The organism is Hansschlegelia zhihuaiae, from assembly GCF_004103825.1.
GTDB lineage: Bacteria > Pseudomonadota > Alphaproteobacteria > Rhizobiales > Methylopilaceae > Methylopila > Methylopila zhihuaiae.
In genome coordinates this window covers 139,743-151,031 of the sequence record NZ_RYFI01000009.1, presented here as the reverse complement: position 1 = coordinate 151,031, position 11,289 = coordinate 139,743, and the positions used below count along the sequence as shown (strand labels likewise).

At 69.3% G+C, this 11,289-nt stretch carries 10 protein-coding genes; 4 read left to right on the top strand and 6 right to left on the bottom strand.

Going from position 1 to position 11,289, the window contains the following annotated elements; all coding sequences use genetic code 11:
• Window positions 1-110: 110 nt before the first annotated feature.
• The 6 genes from EK403_RS11110 to EK403_RS11085 form a co-directional block, all read right to left on the bottom strand.
• Complete coding sequence (locus tag EK403_RS11110) at window positions 111-986, bottom strand: RNA polymerase factor sigma-32 (protein ID WP_128777558.1); 876 nt, start codon at window positions 984-986, stop codon at window positions 111-113.
• Between the two features lie 222 nt (window positions 987-1,208).
• A complete protein-coding gene (locus tag EK403_RS11105) occupies window positions 1,209-1,790 on the bottom strand; it encodes a CarD family transcriptional regulator (protein WP_128777557.1) in 582 nt (193 codons plus the stop codon).
• Window positions 1,791-2,131: 341 nt separating this feature from the next.
• On the bottom strand, window positions 2,132-2,470 hold the full coding sequence (gene fdxA, locus EK403_RS11100; RefSeq protein WP_128777556.1) for a ferredoxin FdxA: 339 nt from the start codon (window positions 2,468-2,470) through the stop codon (window positions 2,132-2,134).
• Between the two features lie 93 nt (window positions 2,471-2,563).
• The gene (locus EK403_RS11095) at window positions 2,564-2,830 is read right to left on the bottom strand and encodes an RNA-binding S4 domain-containing protein (RefSeq protein ID WP_245479647.1); all 267 of its coding nucleotides are present in this window, start codon (window positions 2,828-2,830) and stop codon (window positions 2,564-2,566) included.
• A 40-nt stretch (window positions 2,831-2,870) separates the two neighbouring features.
• Entirely contained in the window at window positions 2,871-6,341 is a 3,471-nt protein-coding gene (locus EK403_RS11090; protein WP_128777554.1) for a helicase-related protein, read from the bottom strand.
• A 198-nt stretch (window positions 6,342-6,539) separates the two neighbouring features.
• Window positions 6,540-7,427, bottom strand: a complete 888-nt coding sequence (locus EK403_RS11085) for a DUF3108 domain-containing protein (protein WP_128777553.1) — start codon at window positions 7,425-7,427, stop codon at window positions 6,540-6,542.
• 329 nt (window positions 7,428-7,756) lie between these two features.
• On the opposite strand from EK403_RS11085, the gene rpmB reads away from it, so the two are divergent.
• From rpmB to EK403_RS11065, 4 genes are all read left to right on the top strand, one after another.
• A complete protein-coding gene (gene rpmB, locus EK403_RS11080) occupies window positions 7,757-8,074 on the top strand; it encodes a 50S ribosomal protein L28 (RefSeq protein WP_128777552.1) in 318 nt (105 codons plus the stop codon).
• Window positions 8,075-8,139: 65 nt separating this feature from the next.
• Window positions 8,140-8,697, top strand: coding sequence for a queuosine precursor transporter (locus tag EK403_RS11075; RefSeq protein WP_128777590.1), 558 nt, complete (start codon window positions 8,140-8,142; stop codon window positions 8,695-8,697).
• Between the two features lie 306 nt (window positions 8,698-9,003).
• Entirely contained in the window at window positions 9,004-10,212 is a 1,209-nt protein-coding gene (locus EK403_RS11070) for an aminotransferase class V-fold PLP-dependent enzyme (RefSeq protein ID WP_128777551.1), read from the top strand.
• Between the two features lie 135 nt (window positions 10,213-10,347).
• The gene (locus tag EK403_RS11065) at window positions 10,348-11,289 is read left to right on the top strand and encodes a D-2-hydroxyacid dehydrogenase (protein ID WP_128777550.1); all 942 of its coding nucleotides are present in this window, start codon (window positions 10,348-10,350) and stop codon (window positions 11,287-11,289) included.

The following is an 11,289-nucleotide window of genomic DNA, read 5'->3' as shown; positions in this document are numbered from 1 at the left end:
GCGGCCGGGCCGCGCCGCCGCCATGCTTGGCGACTGGAACGGGCCGGCGGGCGGGTCGGTTCCCGCGCGTCGGCTCCGCGGTTTGGGATCGCAATGCGACCCGCCCGCAATCACTGCAGCGCGCCGACGGCCTCTTGCGGATGACGCTCGACCAGCGCGCGGCGCAGCTTCTCGAGCGCGCGGTTCTCGATCTGGCGGACGCGCTCCTTGGAGATGCCGAGCTTCTCGCCGAGCGCCTCGAGGGTCACGGCGCTCTCCGCCAGCCGGCGGGCGCGCACGATCTTGAGCTCGCGCTCGTTGAGCACGTCGAGCGCGGCGCGCAGCCAGCGGACGCGGCGCTCGGTGTCGATCGACTCGCTGACCGTCTCGTCGGGCAGCGGCGCGCCGTCGACCAGGAAGTCCATGCGCTCGGAGGAGGAGTTCGGATCGCTGTCGATCATCGGGGCGTTGAGCGACATGTCCGGACCGGAGAGCCGCGAGTCCATCAGCGCGACGTCGTTGACCGAGACGCCGACGGCCTCGGCGATCTTGTCGTGCAGCACGCCTGGCGACATGGCCTCGCCATTCTTGCTGAGGCGCGCGCGCAGCCGGCGGAGATTGAAGAACAGCGCCTTCTGGGCCGAGCTGGTGCCGCCGCGCACGATCGACCAGTTGCGCAGGATATGGTCCTGGATGGCGGCGCGGATCCACCAGGTGGCGTAGGTGGAGAACCGCACCTCGCGCTCCGGCTCAAAGCGGGCCGCGGCCTCCAGCAGGCCGACATGGCCTTCCTGGATCAGGTCCGGCATCGGCAGCCCGTAATGGCGGAAGCGCGCCGCGATCGCGATCACGAGCCGCATATGGGCGGCCGCCAGGCGGTGCAGAGCGACCTCGTCCTTGTTGTCCTTCCAGAGGACCGCCAGCTGGTGCTCCTCGTCTCTTTCAAGGAAGGGCGCCTCCATCGCGGCGCGGACGAAACGGCGGCGCACACCAGCCATTTGGGACATCAGGACACTCCCCACGAAAGCCGTTCTGGGACGGCGCTCACGGTGTCCAAACGCGGGAAAGCGGAAAAAGGACGGGCGCCGTCTGGGAATTTTCGTTCACGGTTCCGTGATCGTGGCGGTTCGCCCCTTGTCCTTCCGGCTTCGCGCCACAAGCGCGGCCAAAAAAAAGCCCGGCGCGAGGCCGGGCTTCCGAAGCATGCGGGCGGCGGAGCGAGAATCGCCTCAGGCGGCCTCGTCCTGGGCCTCGGCCTCTTCGGCTTCGGCCTCGTCGGCTTTGCCGCCGCGGCGCGGACCCTTGGCGAGCTGCGCCTCGATGAGCTTCTGCGCCTCGGAGTCCGTGAGCTTCTGGACCGCCGCGACCTCGCGCATCATGCGGTCGAGCGCAGACTCATAGAGCTGGCGCTCGCTGTAGGACTGCTCGGGCTGAGTGTCGGCGCGGAACAGGTCGCGCACGACCTCGGCGATCGAGATCAGATCGCCGGAATTGATCTTCGCCTCGTATTCCTGTGCGCGGCGGCTCCACATCGTCTTCTTGACGCGCGCGCGGCCGGTCAGCGTCTCAAGCGATTTCGTCACGAGATCGGGCTCGGAGAGCTTGCGCATGCCGGCGGACGCGACCTTGGCCACGGGCACGCGCAGCGTCATCTTGTCCTTCTCGAAGGAGATGACGAACAGCTCGAGCGTGTGGCCCGCGATCGCCTGCTCTTCGATCGCGACGATCCGTCCCACGCCGTGGGACGGATAGACGACATGCTCGTTTGTCTTGAAACCGTGCTTGCCCTGCGGCGTCTTCTTGGTGGTCATTCCGATCCGCACTCCTTGCGCTCCGGACCTCGCGGTCGGAACTCTCGACACATCCCGGCCCTTGGGCCGGCGCTCCGGTCGAAGGCGCGCGCGGCGGAGTCCGCCGCGGTTCGCGTCGCGGGTTCCTGGCGGCGACGACGACTTCGCGCGCCGAGCGCGCCCAGCGTCATCGGAGCTGTCAGTTGCGAAGGAAGCGCCAGAAATATCCGCCCTCTCCGGGGCGGCGCGGCGTCATTATCGACCGTGATGTGTCATGTAACATGAACGGTCGGAAAAATCAATGAGAACACGCCGTTCGGGGCGCGCGATCACCAATCCGACGAAACGTCGTGAGCTTCCGATCAGTCGCCTTCGCCCGGCTCTGGAGAGAAGAATTTCTCGAGCTTGTCCGGCTTGCCGTCATACTCCTTGGCGTCGGCCGGCGGGTCCCGCTTGATCGTGATGTTGGGCCAGCTCCGCGCGTATTCGCCGTTAAGTTTGACCCAGGACTCAAGACCGGCCTCGGTGTCCGGCTTGATCGCCTCGGCGGGGCATTCGGGCTCGCACACGCCGCAGTCGATGCACTCGTCAGGATGAATGACGAGCATGTTCTCGCCTTCGTAGAAGCAATCGACGGGGCAGACCTCGACGCAGTCCATGTACTTGCAGCGGATGCAGTTATCGGTGACCACATAGGTCATCGGCGTCTCCCGTTTTCGTGACGTGCACGTAGCGAAGCCGCCCCGGGGGCGCAAGGGCTCGCCCTTGCTCCGCCTCGCCGGTCCGCGCAGCGGTCAGTCCTGGCCGTCGGCCGGCTTGGGGCCGAGCTCCTCGTAAAGCGCTCGCGCCTCCGCGGCGGGGCCGCGCCGGTCCCCGAGCGCCGCGATCCTGAGGACCCGCACCGTGCGCTCGAGCGCGATCGTCAGCACGTCGCCGACCCGCGCCTGCCGGGCCGCCGCGTCGATCCGCCGGCCGTTCAGCCGGACATGGCCGGACTGCGCGAGCTTGGCCGCGAGGCTGCGGGTTTTCGCCACGCGGGCGCGCCACAGCCAGACGTCGATCCGCGCCGAGCCCTGACCTTCGGCCTCCGCAGGGCGCCGCTCAGGCGTCGGCGTTGGGCTCCCGACCCGGGTTGGAATCCCGCGAGGAGCCCCGGTCGTCGGCGGCCTTCTGGCCGCCTTTCGCGCCCTGCTCGAGCTGCGCCTTCAGCGCCGCAAGCTTGGCGAAGGGCGAGTCCGGGTCCGGGGCGCGTTCGGGCCGCCTCGCGGCTTGCGGGGCGGGGCGTTCGTCGCGCACGGGGCGACCGTCGGGACGCGGCCCTCCGCCGTGACGCGATCCCGGCCCGCGGCCGTCGCGCCGGGGACCGCCGCGATGCGGACGGTCGCCGCGCGCCTCGCCCGGCCCGCCGCCGGGGCGGCCGGAATGCTGCCGCTCGCGGACCGGCCCCCGGGCGTCGCCCGCGCCGGGCGGGGCCTGGCGGCCCTCGCGCCGTCCCTCTTGACGACCCTCTTGGCGACCGTCCTGCCGGCCCTCGGGGCGGCGCGCATCGCGCCCGCGCGGCGGCCGGGCCTGATGGTCGCGACGCCCGAAGCCGCCGGGACGCCAGACCTCGATGAATTCGGGCTCCGCCGGCGCGGCGTCCGCCGCCGCCTCGGACGCGAGGGCGGGCGGGGCCGGGTCTTCTGCGGCCGGGGCGTCGGCGACGGCGTCCTCGGCGATCTCGGCCGTCGCTTCGGCGGCGCTTTCGGCTTCTTCGGCCGTCCTCTCCTGCGGCGCCTCGGCCGCTATCGGATCGGCCTCCGTCTCGGCCGGAACCTCGTCGGACGCCGCGGGATCGAGTAGCGGGGGCGCGTCCGCGCCGGCGTCGAACACCGGCGATTCCCCGGTCGCCTGCGCCTCGTCGGCCTCCGGCTCCGCCGCGATCGCCGCCTCGACGGCCTCGGCCCGCCCCTCAGCGATCTCGGCGGCCGCTTCGCCGCCCTCGGTCGACGCCGCTTCGGAGGCGATCGCCTCGGCGGCATCGGCTTCCGGCTTCGCGGAAGCGTCGACGGGCGCCGACGGAGCGGCCTCCACGGCGGCCGCGGCCGGCGGCTTCGGGCGGCGCTCCATGCGGTAACCGAGCGCCTTCAGGATCGCGGCGAAATCCTCGCCCGAGCAGCCGGCGAGCGAGGTCATCGCGACCGTCACCGTGAAAGCGTTGCCGTCGGCCGCGCCGGGCGGCGGCGTTCCGGGCTGGCCGGGCTTCCAGGCGATCGCCGGGCGGATCAGGTCGGCGAGCCGCTCCAGGATGTCGACGCGGATCGCGCGCGCGCCGCACACCCGGTAGCCGAGCGCGCGATAGATCCCCTTGTCGACCTTGGGGTCGGCCGGCATCGAGGTGCGGCCGGCGGCCGCGAGATGCGCGGCGTCGGCGGCGCCGTCCTCGGCCTCGACGTCATGGGCGAGCGCCCAGAGCTGCGCCGCGAGCGCGCGCGGGGCGGGCTTCATCAAGAGCGGCAGATAGATGTGATGCGCGCCGAAGCGCACGCCGTGCTTCCTGAGCGCCGCTCGCGCGGTCTGCTCGAGGCTCTTGACCTCCTCGGCGACGCGCGCGCGGTCGAGGACCCCGAGCTCCTCGACGAGCTGGTAGGCGACCCCGCGCGCGACGCCGGTCACGTCCTCGGCCGCATCGAGCGCGACCAGCGGCCCGAGCAGCTTCTGGACATGGCCGCGGATCCACTGGTCGAGCCGTCGGTCGACGCGCTCGCGCGCCTCGCCGGTGAGCTGCTCGTCCGCCAGCACGCGGATGCGGGGCGTGAGCGTCTTGTCGCCCTTGACGAGCTTGCCGACCAACTCGCCCTGCCAGCGCACGGCGCCGTCGGAGGCCAGCACCAGGTCGCCGTCGCCCGAATTCGCGAAGCGTTCGGAGCGCGTCTCGATCTCGCCGGCCAGGGCCTTCGCGGCGGCGGTCCGGAGGGCGCGGCCGTCGGGGCCGTCGCCGGCGGCGTCGGGGGCGAACTGGAACCCCGCGAGGCGGCCGACATGGTGGCCCTCCACGCGAACGGAGCCGTCCTTGTCGATCTCGGCTTCGAGCATGTCGTTTTCCCTGAGGCGGCGCATGAGCACGCTGGTGCGCCGGTCGACGAAGCGGTGGGCGAGGCGGTCGTGCAGGGCGTCGGAGAGCCGGTCTTCGACGCCGCGGGTCACTCCCTGCCAATGGTCCGGATCGTCGAGCCAGTCGGGTCTGTTCGCGACGAAGGTCCAAGTCCTGATATGCGCGATCCGGGCCGAAAGCGTGTCGATGTCGCCGTCGGTCCGGTCGCAGGTCGCGACGTGCCGCGCAAACCAGTCGGTCGGGACCTTACCCGGCCGGCTCAAAAAACCATAGAGGTCTGCGAGAAGTTCGGTGTGCTGAGCGGGCGCGATCTTGCGGTAGTCCGGGACCTGGCAGACGTCCCACAGCAGCGCGACCTCGGCCCGGCCCCTTGCGCCGCGCCTGACGGCCGGGTCGCGCGCGAGACTCATCAGCGCCCTGACGTCGTCGGCGTCGGGCGCGCGGGTCAGGCCGGTCTCGGCCGGCGGGCGCGACAGGCTGTCGATCAGCGCCTCGGGCGACGCGAAGTCGAGGGCGCGGTTGCGCCACTGCAGAACTTTGACGCTGTCGAAGGCGTGGCTCTCCAGCCGCTCGACCAGCTCGGGCTCGAAGGGCGGGCAGCGGCCCGTGGTGCCGAAGGTGCCGTCCTTGAGGTGGCGCCCGGCGCGTCCGGCGATCTGCGCCATTTCGGACGGGTTCAGCCGGCGGAACTGGTGGCCGTCGAATTTGCGGTCGCCCGCGAAAGCGACATGGTCGACGTCGAGATTGAGTCCCATGCCGATGGCGTCGGTCGCGACGAGATAGTCGACGTCGCCGCTCTGATACATCGCCACCTGGGCGTTGCGGGTGCGCGGGCTGAGCGCCCCGAGCACCACCGCCGCGCCGCCGCGCTGGCGGCGGATCAGCTCGGCGATGGCGTAGACCTCCTCGGCCGAGAAGGCGACGATCGCCGAGCGGCGCGGCAGCCGCGAGATCTTCTTCTCGCCGGCGAACAGCAGGTTCGACAGCCGCGGCCGCGTCACGACGTTCGCGCCGGGCAGAAGCTTCTCGACCAGCGGCCGCATGGTCGCGGCGCCGAGCGCGAGCGTCTCGTAGCGGCCGCGAAGGTTGAGCAGGCGGTCGGTGAAGACGTGGCCGCGGTCGAGGTCCGCGGCGAGCTGGATCTCGTCGACGGCCAGGAAATCGACGTCGAGGTCGCGCGGCATCGCCTCGACGGTCGCGACCCAGTAGCGGGCGCCGGCGGGCTTGATCTTCTCCTCTCCGGTGACGAGCGCGACTTTTTCGGGCCCGACCTTGTCGACGAGCCGGCCATAGACCTCGCGCGCGAGCAGGCGCAGCGGCAGGCCGATCAGGCCGGAGCCATGGGCCGCCATCCGTTCGATCGCGAGATGGGTCTTGCCGGTGTTGGTCGGCCCGAGCACCGCCGTGACGCCGCGACCGCGCGCGGGCTGCAGGATCTCGGACGCCGGCGCCGGCGCGAGTTCGGCGACGTCGCTCATAAAGGCTTCCTTAAATCCTCGGCCGGTCCGGAGCGACAGGGGGCGGCCGAGGGATTTGGGAACGGCCGCGGAACGAACCGGGGCCGAATCGCCGACCTCAGCCAGATTCCTGATTCGTTCCAATGGGTTGAGTCCGTGTCGGTCCGATCGGCGACGACGCGCGGCGGGGACCTGCGACCCTTCTACGCGGGGCGGCGCCTACTGATCGCGCGAGGCGCGCATGCCGTCGCTGTCGACCACGAAGGAGGTCGCGGTGATCTCCGCCAGGCCCATCTGGGTGCGCACCGAGATCTTCCAGGGCATGAGCGCGCCGGCGCCGGCGATCGGCGCGAGCCAGACCTCCATCTCCTTGTTGGACTCCATGAACTTCACGTTGTCCTTGTCGGGACGGTGGCCGGAGATCGGCCTGTAGCTCGCCTTGCAGACGAGGACCTTGCCCTCGTAGCCGCCCTTGGCCTTTGGATCGGCGTTGTTCTCGGTGTTGGGCTTGGCGATCTCCGTGCGGTCGTAGCGCAGCGCGATGTCGTAGCGCGCGCGTCCGTCGAACACCGGCAGGGTGCGGTTGCAGGAGCTCTCGGCCAGCAGGTCGCCGGAGCCCGCGACCGGCATCATGATCGCGCTCAACGGGTCCAGCACGCCGCGCTTGTCGGCGTCGCTCACCGGCACGACGTTCCGGGTCTTCGGCGTCGGTTCGACCGAGAGCTGGCGCACCGAACCGCCCGCGAGCGCGAGCCGGACGATCTGGCCCTTGTCGTTGGCGCGCGTGTTGAGCGCGTAGGCCGTCGGGACGACGCGGGCGTCGTGGAGGCCTCCGCGCGCCGTCGCCGCGCCCTTGCCGCCGGTGAAGAAGCGCGCGAGCCCGGTCATGCGGATCGACAAATTGATGTCGTAGGTCTCGCGATTGATGCCGGTCTGCATCGTCGCCGTCCCGATCTCGAAGCCCGAGAGCGTGACCTCGTAGCGCGCGCGGACGCGCGTCTCGGCGGAGGCCGGCGCGGTCGCGCAGAGGCCTGCGGCGGCCGCGAGCGTCAGCGTCGCGGCGGAGCGAAGGGGAAGGGGCCTACCGGCCCGACGGTGTGTGATCATGTCGTGTCTGCGTGATCTCGCTCGGGCGGCGTCCGAAGTTCGGCGGCCCTCGGGCTGTCTGCCGGTCGTCCGGCGTCGGGCATCGAGCGTAGCCGAGATTCAGTCCATTGTGAGGCTGCGCCCGCTATGGTTCACGGGCGGTTAACCATGCGGCGTCCGACCGGGCCGCAGGCGTTTTTGGCCGGCCGCTTTCTTGACGCTCGACCGGCTCTCATCTATAGCGCCGCCTTCTCTTTCATGGTCCGCGGGCTTTGACGCCCGACCGGCGGCGCGCCGGGGCGGACGCCCGACGTCGCGGGCCGTGCGGCGGAACGTTTCAGGAGTGCGCCATGTCGCGGCGTTGCGAATTGACCGGCAAGGCCGTTCTGACCGGCCACAAGGTCAGCCATTCGAACCACAAGACCAAGCGGACCTTCCGCCCGAACCTCGTGCAGGTCTCGCTGATCTCCGAGACGCTCGGCCGTTCGGTCCGCCTCAGGGTCTCGGCCAACGCCCTGCGCTCGGTCGAACATCGCGGCGGCCTCGACGCGTTCCTGGCCAAGGCTTCCGAGCTGCAGCTCAGCCAGGGCGCGCGCGAGCTGAAGCGCAAGATCGCCAAGGCTGGCGACAAGGCTTCGGCCGGCGAGAGCCAGCAGGCCGCGTCCTGAACGATCCGCGAACCGGCGCCGCGCCGGTCGCGACTCTCAGAGACTTGATCCTGCCCATCGTCGCGATGACTGTGGTCGTCGCGGCGTCGAACGCGCTGGTGCGCGTGCCCGTCGAGGCCTTCGGCCTCGCCGACAAGCTGACCTGGGGCGCCTTCGCCTATCCGGTCGCCTTTTTGGTCACCGACCTCACCAACCGCCGCTTCGGACCGGAGGCCGCGCGCAGGGCGGTCTATGTCGGCTTCGCGCTCGCGGTCGCGCTGTCGCTCGTGCTGTCGACGCCGCGGATCGCGCTCGCCTCGGGAACCGCCTTCCTGGTCGGCCAGCTGCTCGACGTCGCGGTGTTCTCAAAGCTGAGGAGAGTCGCCTGGTGGCGCGCGCCGCTCGCCGCGAGCCTCGCAGGTTCGGCGGCCGACACCGCTTTGTTCTTCTCGCTCGCCTTCGCGGGCGACCAGGCGATGTCCGCGCCCGTCATGCTGTTCGGCCTCGTCGAGGCGCCGCTCTGGGCGAGCCTTGCGGTGTTCGACTTCGTCGTGAAGGCGGCGGGGGCCGCTCTGCTTCTTGCGCCCTATGGCGCCCTGATGGGCGTCGTGCGACCGCTCGAGCGCCTCGGCGCTCCGAGCTGAAACTTTGCTTTCCGCCGCCGGACCCTTCTAAAATGTGGGGATTGACGTAAGTTCGCCGCGGGCCGCGGCCCCGGGGGGCTTCGATCCGGGTCGCTCACGAATTGAAGTCTAGTTCGATAGAAGACGTCTATCGAACGATCCTGCACAAGTATGGATGTCGGTCTATCACGGACTAAGCATCTTTTCTGAATGGCGATGACAGATTGGCTGAAACTCTAGGCCGCCAGTTCGCGTGACTAGCTGTCGCATAGAGAAATTGTGACTTCAGTCTATTATATGCGCCAAGAACGCTCCAAGGAGGAAACAATGGCGAGACGCCCCGGTCGCAATTTCCTGTTCGTCCCCGGCCCGACCAACGTGCCCGAGCGCGTGCTCCGCGCCATGGTCGTGTCGCAGGAGGACCATCGCTCGCCGATCTTCCCGGATCTGACCAAGCCGCTCTATGAGGGCCTGAAGAAGGTCTTCAAGACCAAGGACGGCCAGGTCTTCATCTTCCCGTCGTCGGGCACCGGCGGCTGGGAGGCGGCGCTCTGCAACACCCTCGCCCCCGGCGACAAGGTGCTGACCGCGCGATTCGGCCAGTTCTCGCATCTTTGGACCGACATGGCCCAGCGTCTCGGCCTCGACGTCGTCGTCCAGGAGGAGGAGTGGGGCACGGGCGCCCATGAGGAGAAGATCGAGGAGGCCCTCGTCGCCGACAAGGCGCATGAGATCAAGGCCGTCATGGTCGTGCACAACGAGACCGCGACCGGCGTCACCTCGAACATCGGCGCGATCCGCAAGGCGATGGATGCGGCCAAGCACCCCGCCATGCTGTTCGTCGACTCGGTGTCAGGCCTCGCCTCGATCGATTTCCGCTTCGACGAATGGCGCGTCGACTGCGCCGTGAGCGGCTCGCAGAAGGGCCTGATGCTGCCGGCCGGCCTCGGCGTCGTCTGCGTCAGCCAGCAGGCGCTGAACGTCCGCAAGAACGCCAGGCTCAACCGCGTCTATTTCGACTTCCAGGACCAAATCAACACCAACCCCTCGGGCTACTTCCCCTACACGCCCGCGACCCCGCTGCTGCATGGCCTGCGCGAGTCGCTCGCCTGCATCGAGGACGAAGGGCTGGAGAACATCTTCCACCGCCATCACGTGCTGGCCTCGGCCACGCGCGCTGCGGTCGACGCCTGGGGCCTCAAGCTCTGCGCGAAGTCGCCGCGCTGGCACTCCGACACGGTGAGCGCGATCATGGCGCCGGAGGGGATCGACGCCGCCAAGATCATCCGCCACGCCTATGACCGCTACAATCTGGCGCTCGGCGCCGGGCTCTCGAAGGTCGCGGGCAAGGTGTTCCGCATTGGCCATATCGGCGACCTGAACGAACTGATGCTGCTGGGCGCGATCGCGGGCGCCGAGATGTCGATGCTCGACAATGGCGTGAAGATCAAAGCCGGCTCCGGCGTCGGCGCGGCGCAGGAGTATCTGCGCGACAACCCGATCGAGAAGCAGGCGACTACCCCCAAGGCGGCCTGACGCGCCACGTTCGGGCGCCGGACCTCGGAGCGGGCTTGACGTCCGGCCGATGTCCGGCGCTCGTGGCGCGCCATATGCCTTTCGCCTGAACCTGGCCGGGGGTTCGACGCCGCCGGCCCAATAAGGGGGTCGCCCATGACGCAGAAGATCGTTTTCCTCGACCGCGAAAGCGTCGACGCCAACGTCCGCAAGCCGAATTTCGAGCACGACTACACCGAGTACGAGTCGACCTGGACGCCGGAGGACATCGTCGAGCGTCTGAAGGACGCCGACATCGCGATCATCAACAAGGTCCCGATGAGCGCGGACGTGCTGAAGCAGCTGCCGAAGCTCAAGCTGATCGCGGTCGCGGCGACCGGCACCGACATCGTGGACAAGCCGACCGCCAAGGCGCAGGGGATCACGATCTCCAACATCCGGAACTACGCCTTCAACACGGTTCCGGAGCATGTCGTCGGGCTGATGTTCGCGCTCAGGCGCGCGATCGTGCCTTACGCGAACTCGGTGAAGCGTGGCGACTGGGCGAAATCGAGCCAGTTCTGTTACTTCGACTACCCGATCTACGACATTGCGGGCTCGACCCTCGGCATCGTGGGCTATGGCGCGATCGGCAAGTCGATCGCCAAGCGCGCCAAGGCCCTCGAGATGAAGGTGCTGGCTTATGACGTCTATGACAGTCCTGAGCTGGTCGATTTCGAGACCGTGCTGACGCAGTCCGACGTCATCACCATCCACGTTCCGCTGACCGACAAGACGCGCAACATGTTCGGCGCGGAACAGTTCAAGAAGATGAAGAAGAACGCGCTGCTCATCAACACCGCGCGCGGCGGTCTGGTGGACGAGCAGGCGCTGGTCGACGCCCTGAAGTCGGGCGAGATCGGCGGCGCGGGCTTTGACGTCATCGCCAAGGAGCCTCCGAAGGACGGCAACATCCTGGTCGAACAGGACCTGCCGAACCTGATCGTGACGCCGCACGTCGCATGGGCGTCCAAGGAGGCGATGCAGATCTTGGCCGACCAGCTCGTCGACAACATCGAGAACTTCGTCGCGGGCAAGCCGTCCAACGTCGTGGAGTAG

Coding starts and splice junctions, on each gene's coding strand:
- EK403_RS11110 (WP_128777558.1), bottom strand. CDS start 986: ATGTCCCAAATGGCTGGTGTGCGCCGCCGTTTCGTCCGCGCCGCGATG.
- rpmB (WP_128777552.1), top strand. CDS start 7,757: ATGTCGCGGCGTTGCGAATTGACCGGCAAGGCCGTTCTGACCGGCCAC.
- fdxA (WP_128777556.1), bottom strand. CDS start 2,470: ATGACCTATGTGGTCACCGATAACTGCATCCGCTGCAAGTACATGGAC.
- EK403_RS11065 (WP_128777550.1), top strand. CDS start 10,348: ATGACGCAGAAGATCGTTTTCCTCGACCGCGAAAGCGTCGACGCCAAC.
- EK403_RS11085 (WP_128777553.1), bottom strand. CDS start 7,427: ATGATCACACACCGTCGGGCCGGTAGGCCCCTTCCCCTTCGCTCCGCC.
- EK403_RS11070 (WP_128777551.1), top strand. CDS start 9,004: ATGGCGAGACGCCCCGGTCGCAATTTCCTGTTCGTCCCCGGCCCGACC.
- EK403_RS11090 (WP_128777554.1), bottom strand. CDS start 6,341: ATGAGCGACGTCGCCGAACTCGCGCCGGCGCCGGCGTCCGAGATCCTG.
- EK403_RS11105 (WP_128777557.1), bottom strand. CDS start 1,790: ATGACCACCAAGAAGACGCCGCAGGGCAAGCACGGTTTCAAGACAAAC.
- EK403_RS11075 (WP_128777590.1), top strand. CDS start 8,140: ATGACTGTGGTCGTCGCGGCGTCGAACGCGCTGGTGCGCGTGCCCGTC.